21 protein-coding genes and 1 pseudogene are annotated in these 22,074 nt (G+C 70.8%); 17 read left to right on the plus strand and 5 right to left on the minus strand.

Going from position 1 to position 22,074, the window contains the following annotated elements; genetic code table 11:
• Positions 1 to 56 precede the first annotated feature (56 nt).
• The 3 genes from glnA to ABZV42_RS14960 all read left to right on the plus strand — a co-directional run bounded on the left by glnA (position 57) and on the right by ABZV42_RS14960 (position 3,214).
• Entirely contained in the window at positions 57 to 1,466 is a 1,410-nt protein-coding gene (gene glnA / locus ABZV42_RS14950) for a type I glutamate--ammonia ligase (protein ID WP_355983640.1), read from the plus strand.
• 211 nt (positions 1,467 to 1,677) lie between these two features.
• Positions 1,678 to 2,622 (plus strand): zinc metalloprotease HtpX, encoded by a 945-nt coding sequence (gene htpX / locus ABZV42_RS14955; RefSeq protein ID WP_355983639.1) that lies wholly within the window; start codon positions 1,678 to 1,680, stop codon positions 2,620 to 2,622.
• A gap of 4 nt (positions 2,623 to 2,626) precedes the next feature.
• Positions 2,627 to 3,214 carry a hypothetical protein gene (locus ABZV42_RS14960; RefSeq protein ID WP_355983638.1) on the plus strand — a complete coding sequence of 196 codons (588 nt, stop codon included), beginning with the start codon at positions 2,627 to 2,629 and terminating at the stop codon, positions 3,212 to 3,214.
• An 18-nt stretch (positions 3,215 to 3,232) separates the two neighbouring features.
• Here ABZV42_RS14960 and ABZV42_RS14965 read toward each other — a convergent pair whose 3' ends face one another.
• Positions 3,233 to 3,496 carry a hypothetical protein gene (locus ABZV42_RS14965; RefSeq protein WP_355983706.1) on the minus strand — a complete coding sequence of 88 codons (264 nt, stop codon included), beginning with the start codon at positions 3,494 to 3,496 and terminating at the stop codon, positions 3,233 to 3,235.
• Here ABZV42_RS14965 and ABZV42_RS14970 point away from each other — a divergent pair.
• The 3 genes and pseudogenes from ABZV42_RS14970 to ABZV42_RS14980 all read left to right on the plus strand — a co-directional run.
• Positions 3,380 to 3,760 (plus strand): annotated as a pseudogene (locus tag ABZV42_RS14970) (recombinase family protein); the annotation flags it as partial. The gene ABZV42_RS14965 and the pseudogene ABZV42_RS14970 overlap by 117 nt on opposite strands.
• Before the next feature lie 68 nt (positions 3,761 to 3,828).
• On the plus strand, positions 3,829 to 4,872 hold the full coding sequence (locus ABZV42_RS14975) for a recombinase family protein (protein WP_356052143.1): 1,044 nt from the start codon (positions 3,829 to 3,831) through the stop codon (positions 4,870 to 4,872).
• Between the two features lie 167 nt (positions 4,873 to 5,039).
• Positions 5,040 to 5,720, plus strand: coding sequence for a DUF1269 domain-containing protein (locus ABZV42_RS14980; protein WP_355983636.1), 681 nt, complete (start codon positions 5,040 to 5,042; stop codon positions 5,718 to 5,720).
• Between the two features lie 403 nt (positions 5,721 to 6,123).
• Here the strand turns inward: ABZV42_RS14980 and ABZV42_RS14985 are convergent, their stop codons facing one another.
• On the minus strand, positions 6,124 to 7,482 hold the full coding sequence (locus ABZV42_RS14985; RefSeq protein WP_355983635.1) for a DUF2252 domain-containing protein: 1,359 nt from the start codon (positions 7,480 to 7,482) through the stop codon (positions 6,124 to 6,126).
• Between the two features lie 4 nt (positions 7,483 to 7,486).
• Positions 7,487 to 8,017: an FxLYD domain-containing protein gene (locus ABZV42_RS14990; protein WP_355983634.1), complete on the minus strand. Its 531-nt coding sequence runs from the start codon at positions 8,015 to 8,017 to the stop codon at positions 7,487 to 7,489.
• A gap of 190 nt (positions 8,018 to 8,207) precedes the next feature.
• Between ABZV42_RS14990 and ABZV42_RS14995 the strand changes: the two genes are divergently transcribed.
• On the plus strand, positions 8,208 to 9,404 hold the full coding sequence (locus tag ABZV42_RS14995; RefSeq protein ID WP_356052145.1) for a winged helix DNA-binding domain-containing protein: 1,197 nt from the start codon (positions 8,208 to 8,210) through the stop codon (positions 9,402 to 9,404).
• 129 nt (positions 9,405 to 9,533) lie between these two features.
• On the opposite strand, the gene ABZV42_RS15000 is transcribed toward ABZV42_RS14995, so the two are convergent.
• Positions 9,534 to 9,842, minus strand: coding sequence for a hypothetical protein (locus tag ABZV42_RS15000; protein WP_355983632.1), 309 nt, complete (start codon positions 9,840 to 9,842; stop codon positions 9,534 to 9,536).
• A gap of 164 nt (positions 9,843 to 10,006) precedes the next feature.
• Between ABZV42_RS15000 and ABZV42_RS15005 the strand changes: the two genes are divergently transcribed.
• The 6 genes from ABZV42_RS15005 to ABZV42_RS15030 all read left to right on the plus strand — a co-directional run bounded on the left by ABZV42_RS15005 (position 10,007) and on the right by ABZV42_RS15030 (position 16,728).
• Positions 10,007 to 10,366 carry an arsenate reductase family protein gene (locus ABZV42_RS15005; RefSeq protein WP_355983631.1) on the plus strand — a complete coding sequence of 120 codons (360 nt, stop codon included), beginning with the start codon at positions 10,007 to 10,009 and terminating at the stop codon, positions 10,364 to 10,366.
• Between the two features lie 126 nt (positions 10,367 to 10,492).
• Entirely contained in the window at positions 10,493 to 11,170 is a 678-nt protein-coding gene (locus ABZV42_RS15010; RefSeq protein ID WP_356052146.1) for a hypothetical protein, read from the plus strand.
• Positions 11,171 to 11,609: 439 nt separating this feature from the next.
• The gene (gene glnII / locus ABZV42_RS15015) at positions 11,610 to 12,638 is read left to right on the plus strand and encodes a glutamine synthetase (RefSeq protein ID WP_355983629.1); all 1,029 of its coding nucleotides are present in this window, start codon (positions 11,610 to 11,612) and stop codon (positions 12,636 to 12,638) included.
• A gap of 403 nt (positions 12,639 to 13,041) precedes the next feature.
• Complete coding sequence (locus ABZV42_RS15020) at positions 13,042 to 13,662, plus strand: winged helix-turn-helix domain-containing protein (protein WP_356052147.1); 621 nt, start codon at positions 13,042 to 13,044, stop codon at positions 13,660 to 13,662.
• Between the two features lie 88 nt (positions 13,663 to 13,750).
• Positions 13,751 to 14,737, plus strand: a complete 987-nt coding sequence (locus ABZV42_RS15025) for an NAD-dependent epimerase/dehydratase family protein (protein WP_355983699.1) — start codon at positions 13,751 to 13,753, stop codon at positions 14,735 to 14,737.
• Positions 14,738 to 15,174: 437 nt separating this feature from the next.
• Positions 15,175 to 16,728 carry a DUF1996 domain-containing protein gene (locus ABZV42_RS15030; protein ID WP_356052149.1) on the plus strand — a complete coding sequence of 518 codons (1,554 nt, stop codon included), beginning with the start codon at positions 15,175 to 15,177 and terminating at the stop codon, positions 16,726 to 16,728.
• A 116-nt stretch (positions 16,729 to 16,844) separates the two neighbouring features.
• On the opposite strand, the gene ABZV42_RS15035 is transcribed toward ABZV42_RS15030, so the two are convergent.
• Positions 16,845 to 17,273 (minus strand): hypothetical protein, encoded by a 429-nt coding sequence (locus ABZV42_RS15035; RefSeq protein ID WP_355983626.1) that lies wholly within the window; start codon positions 17,271 to 17,273, stop codon positions 16,845 to 16,847.
• Between the two features lie 159 nt (positions 17,274 to 17,432).
• Between ABZV42_RS15035 and ABZV42_RS15040 the strand changes: the two genes are divergently transcribed.
• The 4 genes from ABZV42_RS15040 to ABZV42_RS15055 all read left to right on the plus strand — a co-directional run bounded on the left by ABZV42_RS15040 (position 17,433) and on the right by ABZV42_RS15055 (position 22,033).
• On the plus strand, positions 17,433 to 17,942 hold the full coding sequence (locus ABZV42_RS15040) for a tetratricopeptide repeat protein (protein WP_355983625.1): 510 nt from the start codon (positions 17,433 to 17,435) through the stop codon (positions 17,940 to 17,942).
• A gap of 79 nt (positions 17,943 to 18,021) precedes the next feature.
• Positions 18,022 to 19,950, plus strand: coding sequence for a hypothetical protein (locus ABZV42_RS15045; RefSeq protein ID WP_356052150.1), 1,929 nt, complete (start codon positions 18,022 to 18,024; stop codon positions 19,948 to 19,950).
• A 92-nt stretch (positions 19,951 to 20,042) separates the two neighbouring features.
• The gene (locus tag ABZV42_RS15050; RefSeq protein ID WP_356052151.1) at positions 20,043 to 20,981 is read left to right on the plus strand and encodes a metal-dependent hydrolase; all 939 of its coding nucleotides are present in this window, start codon (positions 20,043 to 20,045) and stop codon (positions 20,979 to 20,981) included.
• Positions 20,978 to 22,033 (plus strand): PDR/VanB family oxidoreductase, encoded by a 1,056-nt coding sequence (locus ABZV42_RS15055; protein WP_355983622.1) that lies wholly within the window; start codon positions 20,978 to 20,980, stop codon positions 22,031 to 22,033. Before ABZV42_RS15050 ends, ABZV42_RS15055 begins: the two co-directional genes overlap by 4 nt.
• The last annotated feature ends 41 nt before the right edge of the window (positions 22,034 to 22,074 follow it).

Consider the following 22,074-nt stretch of genomic DNA (forward strand, 5'->3'; position numbering starts at 1 on the left):
GCCGCACGAACGAACTACCACCCCGGTCCACTGTGGGCGGGAGTAGGAGGAGCTGGATGTTCCAGAACGCCGACGAGGCCAAGAAGTTCATCGCGGACGAGGACGTCAAGTTCGTCGATGTCCGTTTCTGCGACCTGCCGGGTGTGATGCAGCACTTCACGATCCCGGCCGAGGCCTTCGACCCGACCGAGGAGCTCGCCTTCGACGGCTCCTCCATCCGCGGCTTCCAGGCCATCCACGAGTCCGACATGGCGCTCCGCGCCGACCTGTCCACCGCGCGCGTCGACCCCTTCCGCCGCGACAAGACGGTCAACATCAACTTCTTCATCCACGACCCGATCACGGGTGAGCAGTACTCCCGTGACCCGCGCAACGTGGCCAAGAAGGCCGAGGCCTACCTCGCGTCGACCGGTATCGCCGACACGGCGTACTTCGGTCCCGAGGCCGAGTTCTACGTCTTCGACAGCGTGCGCTTCAAGACCGCCGAGAACGAGTCCTTCTACCACATCGACTCCGAGGCCGGCGCCTGGAACACCGGCGCCGTCGAGAACAACCGCGGTTACAAGGTCCGCTACAAGGGCGGCTACTTCCCGACCCCGCCGGTCGACCACTTCGCCGACCTGCGTGCCGAGATCTCCCTGGAACTGGCCGCCTCCGGCCTCCAGGTCGAGCGCCAGCACCACGAGGTCGGCACCGCCGGCCAGGCCGAGATCAACTACAAGTTCAACACGCTGCTCGCCGCGGCCGACGACCTCCAGCTCTTCAAGTACATCGTGAAGAACGTCGCCTGGCGCAACGGCAAGACCGCGACCTTCATGCCGAAGCCGATCTTCGGCGACAACGGCTCGGGCATGCACGTCCACCAGTCGCTGTGGAGCAACGGCTCCCCGCTGTTCTACGACGAGACCGGCTACGCGGGTCTGTCGGACATGGCCCGCTACTACATCGGCGGCATCCTCAAGCACGCCCCGTCGCTGCTCGCCTTCACCAACCCGACGGTGAACTCGTACCACCGCCTGGTCCCCGGCTTCGAGGCCCCGGTCAACCTGGTGTACTCGCAGCGCAACCGCTCCGCGGCCATGCGTATCCCGATCACGGGCTCGAACCCGAAGGCCAAGCGTGTCGAGTTCCGCGCGCCCGACTCCTCCGGCAACCCGTACCTGGCGTTCGCGGCCCTGCTGATGGCCGGTCTGGACGGCGTCAAGAACAAGATCGAGCCGGCCGAGCCGATCGACAAGGACCTGTACGAGCTGGCTCCCGAGGAGCACGCGGGCGTCGCCCAGGTCCCGACCTCGCTCCCGGCCGTCCTCGACCGCCTGGAGCGCGACCACGAGTTCCTCCTCGCGGGCGACGTCTTCACGTCCGACCTCATCGAGACGTGGATCGACTACAAGCGCACGAACGAGATCGCGCCGCTCCAGCTGCGTCCGCACCCGCACGAGTTCGAGCTGTACTTCGACGTGTAAGCCCGTCGCTCCAGCCGCACACGTCACCGGCCGCGTCCTTCCTCCGGGAGGGGCGCGGCCGGCGCGTTTCCCCCCGGCGGCGACGGGTGCGAGGCCGCGGGCCGCGGGGAGAGTTCTTTGCCCGCCGCGGGGCCGATCGGCACCTGTTCATGGGGAAGCGCGGGCGCACAATGGAAAGCGGGACGAGTGCCTGACTGCGGGGTGGTGCGAGATGCGGAGCCGATTCCGGAACGATCGGCAGCTGACCGTGCGGATGACGGTCACGCTGTTCCTGCTCGGATTGCTGTACGTGGCGTTCGTCGCCGCGTTGATCGTGTTGCTGAAGTCGTGGGTGCTGGTCGTCGTGATCGCGGCCGGCGTGCTCATCGCGCAGTACTGGTTCTCGGACCGGATCGCGCTGTACGCCATGCACGGAAGGATCGTGGAGCGGGAGGAGTATCCCCAGCTGCACGGCGTCGTCGACCGGCTGTGCGCCGTGGCCGACATGCCGAAGCCGCTCGTCGCCGTGTCGGACATCGACATGCCGAACGCCTTCGCCACGGGGCGCAACGCCGATCACGCGGTGCTGTGCGTGACCACCGGGCTGCTGCGCCGTCTGGAGCCCGACGAGCTGGAGGGCGTCCTCGCGCACGAGCTGTCCCACGTGGCCCACAAGGATGTCGCCGTGATCACCGTGGCGTCCTTCCTCGGGGTGCTCGCCGGGCTGATCGTGCGGTTCGCGTTCTACTCGCAGCTCTTCGGCGGGCGGGGCCGCAAGGACCAGAACACCGTCGCCATCTTCATGGCGGTGATGGCGGTGTCCGCGGCCGTGTACGCCATCAGTTTCATGCTGATCAGGGCGCTCTCGCGGTATCGCGAACTGGCCGCCGACCGTTCCGCGGCCCTGCTCACCGGCCGTCCCTCGGCGCTGGCGTCCGCACTGACCAAGGTGACCGGGGACATCGGCCGGATCCCGACGAAGGACCTGCGGACCGCGCAGGCGTTCAACGCCTTCTACTTCACCCCCGCGCTCGGCGCCCAGCCGGGCCTCGCCAACCTGTTCTCCACCCACCCGAGCCTGGAGCAGCGGCTCGGACAACTGGCCCGGATCTCCGTCGAGCTCGGCGAGCCCGCGGTGCCGGACGCGGGCGCCCCGACTCCCGGAGAGGCTCTCTGACCGCATGGGGTTCCTGGACATCCTGCTCGGCCGCAGCAAGCCCGCCGTCCCCGATCTCGACCAGCTCTTCGGGCTGCCGTCGGCGGCGCTGACCCTTCAGGCGGCGGCCGGGTTCACCCCGACCGGCACCGGAGCGGTGTGCTTCGCGTCCGTCGAGGGCGGGGCCTTCGCCCAGGCGCACGAGGAGGCGCAGGCCCTGCTGGACGCTGACACCGGGCGGACGGGTCCGCCGGTGGAACGGAGCCGGGACGAGTACGGCTACTCGTGGCTGGTCTCACGCCGGACGCCCGACGACCTGCCCGCGCTGGTGAGCGATCTGCACGCGGTCAACAGCTCCCTTGAGGGCACCGGCTTCGGTCCTCAGCTGCTCTGTTCCGTGGTGGGTTTCGAGGACGGCGAACAGCGGCGGCTCGGCCTGGTCTACCTCTACAAGCGAGGAAACTTCTATCCGCTGTGTGTAATCCCCGGTCAGCAGAAACGGGACAACGCGCTGGAGCTGCAGGTAGCCGCCCTGCTGGAGAACGATCTACGCATAGAGAAGGACAGGGCACGCTGGTTCCCGATCTGGGGTGCTCCAGGACTGAGCAACTGAACAGTCACCCGAAAGTGTCTACAGATACAAAGAAGCCCTCGTAGGGGCCAGCAGATACATACGTTGCTCATCGTGACCACTTTCGACACGATCGTCGGCCCGGCCGCGGGTGCCTTCGAGCGAAACAAGCCCGTCAGGGTTCTCATAGCCCTGCGAATCAGCGACTTGACTGATGGATCCACCAGCCTTGAACGGCAGCTTGCGGACGCCCGCGAGTACATTGCCAAAAAGGTCTCCCACGGGCTCGACTGGGTCGAGGTCGGTGTAGCGCGAGACGCTCACGTTTCAGCAAGAAAGCACCATCCCATGGATCGAGCCGAGCTGGGGCACTGGCTCAAAGAACGTGCCCCGGAATTCGACCTGATCCTGTTCTGGAAACTGGATCGCTTCATCCGCAAAGTCAGGGACATGCACGACATACTCCGTTGGGCGAAGAGCCACGGGAAGAAGACCTTCGCCTCGGTCACTGAGCCGATTTTCGACATGACCGGCTCGTTCCAGCACGTGATCATCACTCTTTTCTCCGCCCTTGCGGAGATGGAGACCGACAACACGTCCATGCGAGTCAAGAGTTTCCGAGAGAGCGTCCGGGAGCAGCAGCGCTGGGCCGGAGGATGCCGGCCTACGGGTTCGAGGTCTACAAGCGGGAGGACGGGACTGCCCAGCTTCGCCAGAATCCCCGACAGGCCGACGTCATTCGCGAGATCGCGAGCCGTCTCCTCGCCGAGGGCGGGCCGGAGACTCCTGCCGAGATCGCCGATGATCTCAACGGCCGGAAGGAACCGACTCCGCGGGGAGCACGTCCGTCCAAACGCATTGCCGACTCGGGACGCACGTACAAGTGGACAGCAGCCGGCATCCGCAAGATGCTCAAGAGCGAAGCGCTCATGGGATGGAAGATGGAGAGTCGGCCCGTCTCCGGCAAGAAGTACTACGTGACCGTCCCCGTCGTCGACAAGACCGGCAGCAAAATCCGCATGGCCGAACCGATCTTCACTGACGAGGAATGGAGAACGCTTCAGGCCCGTCTCAGTGAGCGCTCGTTCCCCGTCTCGCCTCCTAGGCACGTGACACCCTTCTTGGACGTGGTCCGCTGTGGATACTGCAAGGGAAAGATGCGTATGCACGTCTCTCGCAGGAAAACGAAGAGCGGCCGCAGTGAGTACCCGAAATTCCGATGCGTCAGCCCGCGCACGGCGGGCGGGAAGACCCAGTACGGCTGCAAGGAGCAGGTCTCTTGGGAGCCCGACCGCCTGCTGGCCGCCTTGGAGCTTCACCTGATGAAACAGTTCGGGGATGTCGAGGCACAAGAACGGATCTACGTCGTCGGCGCGAACCACGGGATCCGCATCCGCGAGATCGAGGATCTGGTGTCCGCCATCAAGGCGGACACGGAACCTGGCCGCCGGTATGGAACGGCCCTGGCCCGCCTCCAGGCCGAGGAGATGCTCGGCAAGCTGGATACCGAGTACAAATCTCTGAGTGAGGCGTCGACCGTTGACCGGTGGGAGTACCGCAGCGTCGGGAAGACCTGGCGGCAGATGTGGAAGGCGTCTGCAACGCCTGAGCTGGAAACGCTGCTGCGTGAGAACGGCGTCCGATTCCTCTGCTATAGGGAGCACTTCGAGCTGTTCAGTCCCGAGCGCCTGAAGATGTAGTAGGCCGACTCGACAGGGCATCCCGCCTCCGGAAGCCACCGAGCTCCCGTATCAACGCGCCTTCGATGCAGGGAGGCTGACCGGCAGCCCGTACCCTGCCTTCTCCCGACTGCACGCCACCCCATATCGCTATAAAGTCGTACGAAATCGACACAAGGGGTGCCTTCATGAGCAATCTGTTCGTCGTCGCCTACGACGATGTCGCCACCGCCGGCCAGGTGCGCGACAAGCTGTTCGAGCTGTCGAAGCAGCATCTCGTCGAGCTGGAGGACGCGGTCGTCGTCGAGCGGAGCGAAGACGGCAGGATCAAGCTCCACCAGGCGGTCAGCCACACGGCCATCGGTGCGGCGGGCGGCGCCCTGTGGGGCGGTGTCATCGGACTGCTCTTCCTGGCGCCGCTGCTCGGCGCGGCGGTGGGCGCGGCGGCCGGTGCCGCGGGAGGCGCGGTCACGGACACCGGCATCAACGACAAGTTCATGAAGGATCTCAGCCAGAATCTGCGGCCGGGCGCGGCCGCACTGTTCGTCCTGGTCAAGCAGGCGGCCGGGGACAAGGTGATCCCTCAGATCGCCGAGTTCGGCGGGCAGTTGGTACAGACCTCGCTGAGCCAGGAGCAGGAGGACCACCTGCGTGACGCGGTCGCCGCGGCCCAGGCGAAGGCGTCCGCCGCCACCGCGCCGCCGGAGACGGGACCGGAAACGGGCGGTACACCCGCACCCGCGACGGGCGCGCCGACGACCCCTTCCACGGCAGCCGCTGCCGCCGCCCCCGGGACCGGTGCGGCGGGCACGCCCGCTCCGGCCGGCACCCCCGGACCGGACGCGAACGGCTCCCCCGCCGCTTCCTGAGCCGAACGGTCTCCCCCGCCGACAGGACTGCCTGAAAAGGGAGTTGCCCAGCCCCGCCCGCCCCCGGTGCGGCGCTGTCCGCGTGCGTGAATAGGGGCATGCTCTCTCCCTTCACGCACGACCACGACGGTGAACGACTGAGCTGTGTCAGCGGCGGCGGGGACGCCGGTGAAGGCGCGGCGAGGGCCGTCCTGCTGCACGGCGCGGGCGAGGCAGCAAGGAGCGACTGCTCCTGCTGCTCGGCGACTTCGTCGCCCGCGGCTGCGCGGGTCTCGCGCCGATCACCTGTTGGGCCTCTGGTTCCGCGACCACGCCGAGGACCGGCGCCGGCTCGTGGACCTCGCCCTCACCGGTCTCGGCGCCCCGGCCCGCTCGGCCGCCGGCGCCTGAACGGCCGGCGGCCTCACACGCCCGGGGCCGCCGGGACCACGCCCGCGATGACCGCCGCGCCCAGTGCCGCGTGGTCGGCGGCGTTGCGGTCCGTGTAGCGCAGCGCGAAGTCCGCGACGGCGTGCTCGAAGGTGTCGGCGCCGCCGAGATAGGCGGCGATCGCGACACGGTCGCCGGAACGGGCGTGCGCGCGGGCCAGGGCGGTGCCGCACAGCCGGGCGTAGTCGCGCAGTTCACCCGGGCCCATGCCGGCGATGTCCGCCGACCCCTTGGTGTCGTGCAGCTGGCGCCAGTAGAACGCGCGCCCCTCGGGGCCGGTCGTCCAGCCGAGGAAGGCGTCACCTGCGGCCTGCATCAGCCGCTGGCCCGCAACGACCCGGCGCCCGGGATGGACGTAAGGGCCGCTGGGCAGATGCTCTTCGAGCACGGACCGCCCCGCCTGCTTGATCTGGAGGAACAGCGGGTCGTCGGCGTCCCGCCCGGCGAGCAGCACGATGAAGCAGCGGGTGCCGACACTGCCCACGCCGACGACCTTGCGGGCCGCGTCGACGAACCGGTAACGGTCGAGGAGCAGCCGTCGTTCCTCGGGAAGCGTGGAGCGGTAGTCGCTGAAGATCTTGCGGAGCGAGGCCATGTCCATGGCTCCGGCCGGTTCCAGCAGGGGCGGGTCGTGGACGATACGGCGTCGTCCGCCGACGGTCTCGGTGAGTTTGCCGAGCGCCAGCAGACTGGTGCGGCGGCGGGCCCTGGTGAGGGTGGCCTCGGCGCGCCGGCCGCGGCGCCCCGAGCGGACCAGCGGCAGCAGCAGACCGGCGTCGATGTGCTGGTACCAGACAGCCAGTTCGCCCTGCCGGGCCAGCCTTCGCACGGCCTCGCGGTACTGCCCGGCGGCCGCCCTGGCCGCGCCGAAGACGTGCTCCTCCTTGTGCCCGTTCTCCCGGGCCGCGACCGCGACACTGGCCGCGAGCCGTTTGACGTCCCACTCGAAGGGGCCGGGGAACGTCTCGTCGAAGCCGTTGAGGTCGAAGAGCAGGGGCCGTTCCGGGGCGGCGTACAGCCCGAAGTTCAGCAGGTGGGCGTCGCCGCAGAGCTGGACGTTGAGCCCGGTGTTGGGCTGGGCGGCGAGGTCGGCGGCCATGACGGCGGCGGCCCCACGCAGGAACGCGAGGGGGGAGGCCGCCATCCGCGCGTACCGGATCGGCAGCAGTTCCGGAAGCCGGTCCCTGCCCTGTGCCTGGAGGAGGCCGACGGGGTCGGGGCGCTCGGCGGCGGGGATCCAGCTGCCGTGCGCGGACCGGCGCACCCGCTTGCGGGCCGCCCGGCCACGGGCGGCCCGGTCCGCCGTGGTGGCCGTGACGCTGTCGCGGAGCACGGCGTCAGTGCCTTGCGGCCCGGGCGACGTCCGTCCTGACGTCACCGGTGAGGGAACGGTTGCTGCGGGCCGTGGCGTCCTTGGAGCCACCTCCGGCGACGTCGCTCACCGTCACGACGGTCGTGTCGAGGAGGTTGCCGCTCTGGTCGCGGAAGTCGACCTGGACGACGTACGACTTCGCCGCGGAGGTGGGATTGGTGGCGGTGACCTTGACCGTGGCGCGCCCGTCCGAGTCGGGGCTCGCGGTCCCGCCGAGCTTCACCTCGCTCTTGGCGTCCACACCACCCTTGAACTCGTCGTACTTCCGGCCGGCCTCGGCGGTCGCGGAGGCCAGCGCGTCACCGGCCTGGGTGGCGGCGGAGGCGGCCTGCGAGACGGCGGACGCGGCCCGGGAGGCTGCGGACGCCGCCTTGGACGCGGTGCCGGAGGGGCTGCTGTCGTCCGAGCAGGCGGTCAGTTGCGCGGCCAGGGCCGCCCCCACGCACACGGCCAGGATCAGCCGGACCGGTCCTCGTATGCCGTCCCTCTGCTGCATCGTCTCTCCCCACGTGGTCCTGGTTCGCCTCCGGATCCCGCTTCCTCGCGGTGGCCCAAGTCAAGGCCGTGGTCGGGTCCGGCGCATGCCCGGCTGCGTCCAACGGGTGAACCCCGTCCCGGGACGGGGGGATGTCCGAGAGGATGAGGTACGCGGAGCACGGGGTACGGAGCGACCGGACGGAGACGACGTGACGGGGAAACCGCGGCACATCGGGTTGGCGGAACGGCGGGCACGGCTCGGGCTGCGGCAGCGGCTCGCCACCTCCTCGCGGGCGGCGGCCCCCGAAGAGGTGGCGGACTCCCTGGTCGCGCTGCACGGCACCGACCCGGCGACGGTGTACCTGGCGGTGGGCGCGCGGCTCGCGGACGCCCGGAAGACGGTGGCTCAGGTGGAGCGGGCCCTGTACGAGGACCTCTCACTCGTACGGATGCACGGCATGCGGCACACCGTGTTCGTGTTCCCCACGCGCCTGGCGGCCGTCGTGCACGCCTCGACGGGGCTCGACATCGCGGCGAAGGCCCGTGCCGCACTGGTCAAGGACATGGCCGACGGAAGCGGCGGGCGGCTCACCGAACGGTGGCTCGACGAGGTCGAGGCGTCGGCGCTCGCCGCGCTGGCCCGGCGCGGCGAGGCCACGGTGAACGAACTCACGGCGGAGGAGCCGCGGTTGAAGGAGCACTTCGCCTACGCCGCCGGGAAGAGCTACGAGGGTGTGCACACCGTCTCGTCCCGGCTGATGCGGGTCCTGGGGGTCGAGGGCCGGGTGGTGCGGGGGCGCCCGCTCGGATCCTGGACGTCGAGCCAGTTCCGCTGGGCGGTCGCGCCTCCGCATCCCCCGCTCCCGCCCGCCGAGGCCCGGTCCGAGCTGATGGGCCGCTGGCTCACGGCGTGCGGGCCCGCCACCGAGGCCGACCTGAAGTGGTGGACGGGGTGGAAGGTCACCGACGTACGGCGGGCGCTGGCCGCGAGCGGGGCGGTGGCCGTCTCGCTGGACGACGGGGTCACGGCGTACGTGGCGGCGGGTGACGAGGGCCCGGTGGACGGGCCGGACGCGCCCTGGGCCGCGCTGCTGCCCGCCCTCGATCCGACGCCCATGAGCCGGCCGGAACGCGACTGGTTCCTCGCGCCGTCCCTGCGGCCGGCCCTCTTCGACCGCAGCGGCAACGTCGGTCCGACGGTGTGGTGGGACGGCCGGGTGGTCGGGGGGTGGGCGCAGCGGCCCGGCGGCGAGATCGTCTGGAGGCTCCTGGAGACCGGGGATGTCGGCCGCGAGGCCCGGGAGGCGATCGCGGCGGAGGCCGAGCGCCTTCGGGCCTGGGTGGGCGACACCCGGATCACCCCTCGCTTCCGGACGCCCCTGGAACGGGAGTTGTCGGCGGAGTGAGAGCGGGGGCGGGCGTCGGCGCCGGCACCCGAGGCGGTGCCGGCGCCCGGCTGGTGCCGAGGTCCGGCGCCGGGCGGCCCCGCCGTGGGGCGGAACAGCCCGGCACCGGTGAGCGGCGCGCTCGGATCGTCAGCGCGCGTACCTCATCAGGGCACGCACCATGTGGCACGTGGTGTCCGACGGCGGGTGCACGCCGATGAGTCGCGCGGTGCTGCGGATCTTCTCGTCGCGGGCCTGGTTCGGCACGTACACGCCGGAGTCGAGCAGGGCGATGGCGAGTCGCATCGCCTTGAGCCGGCGGTTGTGCGTGACGTACCAGTCGCGGGGGCGCCCCGGCGGCAGCGGGCGCTTCTCCACGGGCTCGTGGGGCAGATCCGGCCGGACCGCCCTTGTGGACGTGGACTGAGTGGGCGGCGGCTTCAGTGCGGCAGCGGGCACGGGCATCCTCCTGTCGCGGTCAGGGCGCCGACCGGACCCCCCGGCGACACCCTCGAACACTGCTTCCATTCTACCGCCGGGCACTGACAAAAGCCGCTGGCCACAAGGGCTTTGGGGGTGCCGTGACAGCGGTGGGCGAAGGGGTCTGCCGTAACGTGTGCGGCATGGAGATCTGGATCAATCCGGCCTGCTCGAAGTGCCGCAGCGCGATCAGTCTGCTCGACGCGGAGGGCGCCGAGTACACCGTCCGCCGCTATCTGGAGGACGTGCCGAGCGAGGACGAGATCCGTGCCGTCCTCGACCGCCTCGGCCTCGAACCGTGGGACATCACGCGGACCGAGGAGGCCGATGCCAAGGAGCTGGGGCTCAAGGACTGGGCGCGGGACGCCGGTTCGCGGGAGCGGTGGATCACCGCGTTGTCCGAGCACCCGAAGCTCATCCAGCGGCCGATCATCACCGCGGACGACGGTACGGCGCTGGTGGGCCGCACGGAGGAGGCGGTACGGGAGGCCATGTCCCGGTGACCCCGGGCCCCTTCGCCAACTCCCTTGTGATCCACGTTACTCAAGTGAATGCCGTAACCGTTGAGTAACCTCGTTCGGCATCTCGTACATAGCGGCGTACCGCTCCCCCACTCTCTGGAGGCGCGCATGTCGCGTAGGAGAACTCTCAGCACCAAGAAGAAGATCGCTCTGCTGGTCAGCGCGGCGACCGTGGCCGGCGGCGGGGCCTTCGCCCTCGCCTCCACCTCGAACGCGGCGTCCGTGCAGACCGCTCAGACCTCGGTCGCGTGCCAGGGCCTTGCCACGGCGCTCGGCAACAACCTGAATTTCATCGCGGACCAGAAGGCCCACCCCGACTCCCAGTCGGCGGCCAGAATCGCGAACCGCGACGCGGTCGTCGCGCAGATCAAGGTTCAGCAGCAGGCGTCGGGCTGCGCTGTCGGGGAGTCGGCTCAGGGCTCCCAGACCGGCCAGCAGGCCGCCCAGCAGCCCGCGCAGACCGCACCGTCCAAGGCCGCCCCCGCGGCTCCGGCGCAGAGCGCCCCCGCGAACAACGCCGGTGGCGCCGCCGCCACAGGCCAGCAGGTCTGCAACGGTTCGACGGTCACGCTCTCCGGCGAGGGCGGCGCACCGGCCGCGTCCAGCAACCAGTTCCCGGCCGGGACGAAGCTGAAGGTCACCAACCTGGACAACAACAAGTCCACGACCGTTCAGGTCACCTCGGTCTCCGGCAGCTGTGTCCTGCTGAACAACGCGGCCTTCGAACAGGTCCGCGAGCCGGGCAAGTTCCTGATCCGCCGGGCCCGTATCGAGAAGGTGGGATAACGGGCAGAACGCATCGGAAGCCCTGCCGTCGCCGACCCGTTCCGGGCCGGAGGCGGCAGGGCTTCTCGCATGGGCGGGCGGCTTTTCGAGCAGACGGGAGGCCCTGCCGCCGAACGGCCGATACGGCGGGAACCGGGACACATCCTCCCTGAGGACTTCACACGGATCGCATACGAGGAACACCCGCCGGAGCTCCGGGACCCCCGGCGTGCGGCGCGCGGGACGATCGCGGCCGCGAACGATCACCGGTGGACGGACGCGGCGGGGCGGGGCGTGTGAGACCGGGCACACACGGCCCAGGTAACACGGGGTTCACATTCGGGCAACGCTCGGGAAATCGCTGGTTGACAGGCTTCCGGTCATCCCCGGCGGCGCCCCAGTGCCGCAGCGCCGCAGCACCCGCAAGTGCGATCAAGACCCACCCCGAAGGATGTGGCCCGTGAGCTTCAAGGCTGAGTACATCTGGATCGACGGCACCGAGCCGACGGCCAAGCTCCGTTCCAAGACCAAGATCCTGGCCGACGACGCCAAGGGTGCGGAACTGCCGATCTGGGGCTTCGACGGTTCCTCGACGAACCAGGCCGAGGGTCACGCCTCGGACCGCGTACTCAAGCCCGTGGCCAGCTACCCGGACCCGATCCGCGGTGGCGACGACATCCTCGTCATGTGCGAGGTCCTCGACATCGACATGACGCCGCACGCGTCCAACACCCGCGCCGCGCTGGCCGAGGTGGCCGAGCGGTTCACCGCGCAGGAGTCGATCTTCGGCATCGAGCAGGAGTACACCTTCTTCAAGGGCGCGCGCCCGCTCGGCTTCCCCGAGGGCGGCTTCCCGGCCGCGCAGGGCGGCTACTACTGCGGTGTCGGCGCGGACGAGATCTTCGGCCGTGACGTCGTCGAGGCGCACCTGGACAACTGCCTCAAGGCGGGCCTCGGCATCTCCGGCATCAACGCCGAGGTCATGCCCGGTCAGTGGGAGTTCCAGGTCGGCCCGCTGTCGCCGCTCGAGGTCTCCGACCAGCTCTGGATCGCGCGCTGGCTGCTCTACCGCACCGCCGAGGACTTCGGCGTCTCCGCGACGCTGGACCCGAAGCCGGTGAAGGGCGACTGGAACGGCGCGGGCGCGCACACGAACTTCTCCACCAAGGCGATGCGCGAGGGCTACGACGCGATCATCACCGCGTGCGAGTCGCTCGGCGAGGGCTCCAAGCCGATGGACCACGTCAAGAACTACGGCGCCGGCATCGACGACCGTCTGACGGGCCTGCACGAGACCGCCCCGTGGAACGAGTACAGCTACGGCGTCTCCGACCGCGGCGCCTCGGTCCGCATCCCGTGGCAGGTCGAGAAGGACGGCAAGGGCTACATCGAGGACCGCCGTCCGAACGCGAACGTCGACCCGTACGTCGTCACGCGTCTGATCGTCGACACCTGCTGCACCGCCCTGGAGAAGGCCGGCCAGGTCTGATCCGGATCAGCACTCCCGAAGGGGCGTCCACCGTCACGGTGGACGCCCCTTCGCGCTGTCGGTGGGGAACCGGTCCGCACCGGCGCCGACTTCACGCCACGGAGGCGTCCGAGCAGTGAGAGAGGGCTCCTGTCATGGGGCCGTGTCTGCTTCAATGGACGCATGGCCAACTTCCGGAAGAGCATCGCGACGGGTCGCCATGACCTCGAGCCCTTCTGGCCCTCCCGTCAGCATCACGACTTCGACCGGGTGTGTTGTCGCGCGACGAACGCGCCGGCCCTCTAAAGCCGTACACCCCGGCCTTCGGCCAGCGCGCACGACGTACGTCCTCGGCGGCCCCGACCACGAACTCGCGGTCGTCGAACCTCCCGACGAACTTCTCGCGCGAAAGAGCTGACCTCTCATGGCGACCACCCGTTCCTTCTCCTCCGTCGCGACCGCCCCCACCCCCTCGACCACCCCGGGCCGGCACCGTCTGCGTGCCGTCGACCGGGACGAGGACTGGGCTCTCCCCCAGCCGAACCCGGCCGAGAGCCCGGGAGCGGACGTGACCAGCTTCCTTCCGCCGGGCGCCACCTGGCTGCCCGCTCCGCAGAACGCGCTCCCCGTCCTGCCGGGGCAGCCGCCGATGATCGGCTACCTGGTCCTCGTACCGGCCGACCAGCAGCCCCTGTTGCCCGTCGCCGTCACGGCCCCGGCCGGGCCCGCCGGCGTCACCGACGGCGGCGCCGACCCGCTCGTGCGCGTCGACACCGTGCAGCGCACCGCCGAGATCGACGGGCGCGTACTGGACCTCACCTACCTGGAGTTCGAGCTGCTCGCGCATCTCGTCCGGCATCCGCACCGGGTGCACACCCGCGACCAGCTGGTCTCCACGGTGTGGGGGTACGGACACGTGGGCGACGGACGGACCGTCGACGTCCATGTCGCGCGCCTGCGCCGCAAGCTCGGCGTCCAGCATCGCCAGGCGATCCAGACGGTGCGCCGGGTGGGCTACAAGTACACACCGCCGACCGGCCGCTGACCCGACCGGCGAATCTCCTGTCAGCAGATTCGTGTTCCGCCGGGCGGCCCGTGCGGGCACAGTCGTCCGTATGACGCGGAGACTTCTGATGCTGGGCGGTACGGAGTTCGTGGGGCGCGCGATGGTGGAGGCGGCTCTCACCCAGGGGTGGGACGTCACCGTCTTCCACCGCGGACACCATGAACCCCCCGCCGGGGTGCGGTCGTTGCTCGGCGACCGCACCTCGCCGGACGGGCTCGCGGCACTCGCGGGCACCACGGACACCTGGGACGCCGTCGTCGACACCTGGTCGGCGGCGCCTCGGCCCGTCGGGGACGCGGCGCGGCTGCTGGCCGGACGGGTGGACCGCCATGTGTACGTGTCGAGCTGCTCGGTCTACGCGTGGCCCCGCGCCGCCGGGTACACCGAGGACGCTCCGCTCGTGGAGGGCGCGTCGGCCGGCGCGGACGCGAGCGACTACGCCCGGGACAAGCTGGGCGGGGAGCTGGCCGCCGCCCGGGCCTTCGGCGGCGGGCGGTCGCTGCTCGTGCGGTGCGGGCTGATCCTCGGGCCGTACGAGAACGTCGGACGGCTGCCGTGGTGGCTGAACCGGATCGCGGCCGGGGGCCCTGTCCTTGCTCCCGGGCCACGCGATCTGCCGCTCCAGTACGTGGACGTCCGGGACCTCGCGCAGTGGACGCTCGGCGCCGTGGAGGCGGGACTCGGCGGTGCGTACAACCTGGTGGGTCCCCCGGGGCACGGCACGATGGGCGCGCTGCTCGACGCGTGTGTCCGGGCCACCGGGGCGCGGGCCGAGCTCCGCTGGACGGACCCCGAGGCCGTGCTCGGCGCCGGGATCGAGCCGTGGACGCAGCTCCCGGTGTGGGTGCCGCCCGGGACCGAGCTGCACGACTCGGTGTACTCGGCCGATGTCTCGCGGGCGCTGGAGACGGGCCTGAGCTGCCGGCCCGTACAGGAGACCGTCGACGACACCTGGCACTGGCTGCGGTCGCTCGGCGGCACCGCGCCCCGGCGCGCGGACCGGCCGCCGGTGGGACTGGATCCCGCGGTGGAGGCGAAGGTCCTCGGAATCTGAACCCGGAAATTCCCCGCCCCGGTGTTCGGCCGTTGCACCAACGGGCCGCCTTGCCCTTCGGGGACGCGGCACGGCGAAACGGCCCCGTCGGCCGGCGGACGCCCTCCCGGCGCCCACCGGCCGGCGGCCGGAGCCGAACCCTGCTGTCGATCACAGCAGTTGGGGCCGCCCGTCGGCACTGTGCGACGGCCGGCAACGCTCCGCCACGGACCGGGATTCACTGAATCCAAGTCAAAAAAGTGCTCCCAAACCTGAATACCGAGATCAACTCCCGTGAATTCGCGGGCTTCTGAGGCCATTGTGACCGAATTGGTCTCACGACTTTCTAAGATTCTTTCGAGACCCCTGAACACCTCGCGCACCACCCGCGTATGGAACGGAGCCGCTTCACTCCTGTCGGGCGCCTCACTGCCCCGCAAGGAAGTCAGAGGAGTTCCATGGGACGCAACATTCGAAAACGCCGTTCGCCGCTGGCCGTTCGCGCCATTGCCGCGTCGGCAGCGCTCGCGATCGGTGGGGGTGGGCTGGTCTGGGCGAATTTCTACGCCTCGGCGCACGAGAGTAACTCGGCGCGCAACACCACCAAGGCCGCGCCCGCACAGGTGGCCACCATTCAGTGTCCGGACGTCGGCCAGAAGCTGTCCAACGTCCCGAACCAGGCGCGGGGCCAGGTCGACGGGGAGCTGGCGACGCTCGACCAGCAGATCACCGCCGCCTACCAGCGGCTCGCGACCACGCGTGACGCGCAGACGAGGGACGCGAGCTTCGTCCAGAACTCCATCCTCACCCCGCTGAAGCAGAACCGGTCGGTGATCATCGACCGGATCAAGCTGGAGATCAACCGCGTCGGCGGCAAGGCTCCGGGCTGGCTCGACGGCCTCTCCAACTGTACGGGTCAGCCTGCCGCGGGCCAGAACAACGGCGGGCAGAACAACGGCGGCGCCACGGCCGCTCCGTCCGCGAGTGCCAGCGCCGCTGCGGGTGCGAACGCGGGCGCCGGTGCTGGTGCCAGTGCCTCCGCGAGCGCGAGCGCCCCGGCCGGTGGCGCGCAGGCGGGCAACGGCGGACAGGCCGGCAACGGTCCGGTCGCGGCCGACTTCGTCGACATCACCAAGGTCCAGCCGAACGTCGCCCGCAAGGCCCAGATCGGTGCGGCCGGTTCGTCCGGTGTGTTCTCGACGGCCTGCGGTGTCAACGCGAACAAGAAGTTCAACACGGACAACGTGATCGTGGCGCCCGGTGTCACCAACGGTGCGCACCACCTGCACGACTACGTCGGCAACCAGTCGAACGACGCCTTCGCCACCAACGACACGTTCGCGGCGGCCCAGACGTCCTGCGCCAACCAGGGCGACAAGTCGACGTACTACTGGCCGGTCGTGCGTATCCAGAACGGTACGCAGGACTTCGACCAGAACAACCTGGGCGGCGGCAAGGAACTCAACGTCGGCGCGATCCAGCAGGTGAGGCAGGCGCAGATCAAGTTCGTCGGCAGCCCGACCAGCAAGGTCGTCGCGATGCCGAAGTTCCTGCGCATCATCACCGGTGACGCCAAGACCACGACCAACGGTCTCGGCAACGCCAACGCGCACTGGAGCTGCACCGGCTTCGAGAACAAGGTGCAGCTGACGCAGCAGTACCCGATCTGCCCGCGCGGCAGCACCGTGGTCCGCACCTTCGCCTTCCAGAGCTGCTGGGACGGGGTGAACGCCGACAGCGCGAACCACCGCACCCACGTGGCCTTCGCCGACGCCCAGGGCAACTGCGCCAACGGCTTCAAGGCGATCCCGCAGCTGACGATGCGCCTCGTCTACGGCTTCCGGGCCCCGACCCTCGCCAACGGGCAGATCAAGAACGCCTTCGCGGTGGACGGTTTCCCGGAGCAGCTGCACAAGGCCGCCACCGACCACGACGACTTCATCAACGTCTTCGACGACGCGCTGATGAACAAGATGGTCACCTGCATCAACAACGGCCAGCGTTGTAAGTGACACCACCAGTAAGGCCGGTGGCGGGATCTCCCGCCACCGGCCTTTCTGCTGCCCGGCCTTTCTGCTGCCCGGCCTTTCTGCTGCCCGGCCCTTCCGCCGCCGGGACCGCCCCGCGCTCAGCCGCTGTGGTGGCCGGCGTGCGAGGTTCCCTCCTCCAAGGTCCCGCCGAGCCGGCCGCGCAGCGTCGTGACCATCTTCTGGTCCCCGACGGCGACCCACTTGGCACCCACGAGGTACGAACCGCCGTAGTCCTTCGCTCCGTTGAGCCACTCGCGCTGACCGCGGTCGGTGGCGAAGGTCGCCAGGATGAACTTGCCGTTGCTGATCTTGCAGACACCCTGGCGGATCTCGTCCGCGTCGGTCTGGATGCTGGGCTTGCACTTCACCTCGGCGGCCAGCTCCTCCAGACTGCCGGTCGCCGTGGGCGGGACGGTCTCCTTCGCCGCCGCGCCCTTGCCGTCCGATCCGCCGCCGCAGCCGGTCAGTGCCAGCAGGGCCGCGGCCACGGCCGCCCCGGTCAGAAGCTTCCCGCGTGTCAACCTCATACGTTCCTCCGGTACCTGTCGGCGTTCACGCCGAGAAGAGCCCCGGCGAGGGCTCTGCCTTCGATACGGCTCCGGGCCGCCCGGTGCTCAATCCGCCCCGCGGAAGCGGAAGGGGAACCCGGTACCGCCGGGGGATACGGCTGTGCGAGGGTGACACCCGTGAACGAAGACTGGGAAGAGCGTACGGCGGCGGCCTGGGCCGGCTTCGACGACTACGAGGAAGAGCGGGCGGGGGACTTCCGGGCGGTGATCGGCGCGCTGGTCGCCGAACTGCCCGCGGACAGCCCCCTCGGCCCCTTCGAGCAGGCCTGCGCCTGGGACTCGACGGGCCACTCCGACAAGGCCGTCCCCCTGTACCGGGAGGCGCTGGCCCGAGGCCTGAGCGGCTACAAGGGGCGCCGGGCGAAGATCCAGCTCTCCAGTTCGCTGCGGAACATCGGACAGGCGGACGAGGGCGTCAAGCTCCTCACCCCCGAACTGGTCGCGCCCTCGGACGAACTGGACGACGCGGTACGGGCCTGTCTGGCACTCTGCCTCGCCGACCTCGGCCGCGAACGCGAGGGCCTGGCCCTGGTGATCGGCGCCCTGGCCCCCCATCTGCCGCGCTACCAGCGGTCGATGGCGAACTACGCGCGCCTGCTGGTGGAACCCGGCGAATCCGCGGACTGAGCCTCGGGCACAAGGAAATCGCCGGACAGGCCATCGGCGGGGCCGGTGACCATCCGCCGATTCGCTCGTTCTGCTGAACGTGCAGTCACAGGATGTAGCCCCGCGCCCCGCACCCTCCTCCGGAGCTGTCGTCGACGTCGAGCAGGCCGAGGCCGCGCTCGTCGAGCACTACCCGCGGCTGGTCCGGCTCGCCTATCTGATGCTTCCGCCGAGCCTCGGCCGCAATCGACGGGTGCTGACCGCGCACGCCCTGGCCCAGCGCGCCCTGCCGCGGGGCCGGGCGGCGGGCGACGCGTCGGTGATCCCGGCGCAGCAGAGCGGCGGGGGCCGCGACGGCGACCCCGGCTACGCCTTCGTACGCCTCCAGGTGGTGCGTACGGCGCTGGAGGCGGGACTGCCGCTGAGGCGGTGGGCGTGGCCCAAGCGGTCCCAGCTGCCGCCGTTCCTCCCCCAGGTGTGGGGCCTGCGGCTCTTCCCCCGCTCCGGCGGGTCCGACGAACTCGCCCTGGACCAGCGGCTGTCCGCGCTCTCGGGGCCGGCCCGCGCCGCGTACGTGCTGCGCGGCCTGGAGCAGCTGGACGACACGCCGCTGCGCCGGGTGCTGGCGGCCGCCGGGGTCGAGGACCCGGCCGCGGCGCTGAAGGAGGCCTCGGGCGTCGACGCGCGGGACGCGCTGCTCGCCTCCCCCGAGTTCGACCCCTGCTCGCTCCAGGCCCGGCCCACCGATCTGCTGCGGCGCAGGCAGCACATGAAGGCCGCGCTCGCCGCCACCGCCGCCGTGGCCGTGTGCGGCGCGCTGCTCGCGCTGCCGGGCGACGGCTGGGGCCCCGACGGCGCCGCGGCCCCCTCCTACGCGCAGAACCCGGCCGCCGAGGCCGCGCTCGACCCGGCCCGGCTGGAGCGCGTGGCTCCCGCGGCCTGGGAGTCCTCCGCGCGCACCGACTTCTCCGTCTGGCCGGCGCGCGGCGGCCTGGTCGACGACACCGCGCTGCTGCGCCGCGCGCTCGCCGTCTGGGCCCGGCCGGGCGAGTCCGTCCAGGTCTCGGCGACGCCCGGCACCGCCTCCGGCGCTCCGTCCGGACCGCCCCAGCTGCTGTACGCGGGCGTAGTCGACCAGGCACGCGTGGTGCTCCTGTACGACGGTCTGCGCGTCGCGCGCTACGCCGAGCCGAAGGACGGCACGGGCGGCGCGGCGCTCGACTTCGCGCGGGTCGACGGGGCGGGCGGGGCGGAGGCGGGCGCGGTGGTGCTGAGCCGGGCCGACGGCAACGTCCGCTATCTGACGGCGCCCTGGGTGACCAGGGCCGCCGAGCGCGACCTGCTCAAACCCTCCGCCGGGGCGATGGACCTCACCCTGTCCGCTGACGGCTCCACCTCACCGCTGGCCGGACCGCCGGCGACCGGCGCGTGCACGTCGTGGAACGTGCTCCAGGTCCAGGACGCCTCGGGCACGCGTCTGCTGACCGACCTCGGCGAGCTGACCCCGGCCCACCTCACCGCGGGCCGGCCGGCCGCGCCCCGGGAGGCGTCGGGCGCGGAGAACCTGCGGGAGTGGGCGCCGTTCGCGTGCTCACTGGCCTCCATGCGCTCGCAGGGCGTGCGGACCGTGAACGCCTGGGAGTACGCGCGTCAGCCGCTGCCCGACGGCAGCGGATCGGCCGCCTGGGTGTGTACGCGCGGCGACACCTGGCGGGGCGGCGGCACCCGGGTGCTGGCACAGTTCCGCACCCCGGGCGGGACGTACGGGGCGGTCGCCGCGAAGGCCGAGAACTCCCCGGCGTGCGGCTCCCGCGATCCGCATGTGCTGGCCGGCGTGCTGTGGAAGTCGGGCTCGGGCAACTGGTATCTTCTCGCGGCCGGAGGCAGGGGCACGGCCTCGGTCGAGGCCACCGGCGGGGTGAGCGGCTCCGCGACGGGCCCGCTGCTCGCCGTACGGGCGACGCAAGGGGCGCGGGCGGAACTGAAGGGAACCCTCACGGACGGCCGTGGCGTCACCGGGCTGCGCTGAGCCCGGCCCCGGCGCGCCGATTGCTGACACGGATGTAAACAAGTGGGCGCAGAGGGCTTCTCCGAGCGCCTACCCGTCAGTACATTGACGCCATGTCCAATACGCAGGCCCGGCTGCCCCGGCCGGTCGAGTCCGAGCGGACGGCTCTCAAGGCGCGGAAGGTGTCGTTCTCGTGGGAGGACACCCCGTTGCACTGGGTGCCCGACGAGCCGTTCGCCACCCACACCATGAACGTGCTGCATCTGCTGCTGCCGGCCGGCGAGCGGTGGTTCGTGCACGTGTACCGGCAGGTCCTGCCCCTCATCCGTGACGAGCGGCTGCGCGAGGACGTCATCGGGTTCATCGGGCAGGAGTCGACGCACTCGCAGGCGCACGACGAGGTGCTGCCCCATCTGACGGAGCTGGGGCTCGACCCGACGCCGTACACCGCGCAGGTCGACTGGCTCTTCGAGAAGCTGCTCGGCGACCGGACCCTGCCTCCGGGCAGGGCGCGCCGCTGGTGGCTGCTGGAGCGCGTCGCCCTGATCGCCGCGATCGAGCACTACACCGCCTTCCTCGGCGACTGGATCCTGAACTCCGAGGAGCTGGACCGGCGCGGCGCCGATCCGGTCATGCTGGACCTGCTGCGCTGGCACGGCGCCGAGGAGGTCGAGCACCGCTCGGTGGCGTTCGATCTGTTCCTCCACCTCGACGGCAGCTACCGCCGGCGCGCGCGGACCTGGGCGACCGCCTTCACCGCGCTCGTCTTCATGTGGCAGCGCGGAGCCCGGTTCTTCATGGAGAACGATCCGACGCTCGTCGACGGCAGAGCGAGCTTCAAGGCCTTCTACGACGGCGGAAAGCGGGGCGTGCTGCCGCCGACCGGGGACCTGCTGAGGTCCGTCCCCCGCTATCTCAGCCGCACCTACCACCCCTCGCAGGAGGGCTCCACCGAGCAGGCGGCGGCCTATCTGGCCGCTTCCCCCGCCGCGACGGCCACCTCGGCCGTCCCTGCCGCCCCGGCCGCCGGGAAGGGGGCGGGTGCCACGTGACGCCGAGACCCCTGACCGTCGTCGCCGTCGCCGGGGCGGCCGTGCTCGTACGGCGTGCGCTGCGCCGCCGGATCGGGGCGTCACCGCTGTGGCCGCTGCCCGCCCTCGATGCCCCCGTCTCGGGCCGGCCCCGCTCACGGACTCTGCGGCTGCCGGTCGTACGGCACGAACGCGTCGCCGAGGGTGTCGTCCTGCTGCGCCTGGAGGGAGCGGACCTGCCGCCCTGGGAGCCGGGAGCCCATCTCGAAGTGGTGCTGCCCTCGGGGCTCGTCCGGCAGTACTCCCTGTGCGGGGACCCGGAGGACCGCTCCTCGTACACCGTCGCGATCCGGCTCGTCGAGGACGGGCGGGGCGGGTCGCGCGAGGTGCACGAACACCTCCGGGAGGGCATGCGGGTCGAGGTGCGCGGACCCCGCAACCGTTTCCCGCTCGTGGACGCGCCCGCGTACGTCTTCGTCGTGGGCGGCATCGGCATCACCCCCGTCATGCCCATGCTGCGGGCCCTCCCGGACGGCACCGACTGGCGGCTGCTGTACGGCGGCCGGACGCGCGCCTCGATGCCGTTCCTGGAGGAGATCACGAAGCGGGGGGCCCGCGACGAGGTCACCGTCGTCGCCCAGGACGAGGACGGACTGCCGGACCTGGACGCGCTGTTCGCGGATCTCGCGCCGGGCACGGCGGTCTACGTCTGCGGACCCGACGGGCTCATGGCGGCGGTCCGGGCGCGGATCCCGGCCGGGGTGACACTGCACCTGGAGCGCTTCACCGCCCGCGTGCCCGGCGCGGACGACACCGCCTTCGAGGTCGAACTGCGGCGCAGCGGGCGTACGGTGACCGTGCCCGCCGGCTCGACGGTCCTCGCGGCGGTCCGCGAGGAGCTGCCCGGCACGCTCTACTCCTGCGAGCAGGGATTCTGCGGAACCTGCCGGCAGCGGGTCCTGGAGGGGGAGATCGAGCACCGCGACGAACTGCTGACGGACGCGGAGCGTGACGACTCGATGCTGATCTGCGTCTCGCGGACCCGCGGGGCGCGAATCGTGCTGGACATGTGAACGTCCGCCGCCCGGACCGGCCCGTTCGGGGCCGGATCCGA

Origin of the sequence: Streptomyces sp. NPDC005281 (genome assembly GCF_040607495.1) — a bacterium.
Taxonomy (GTDB): Bacteria; Actinomycetota; Actinomycetes; order Streptomycetales; family Streptomycetaceae; genus Streptomyces.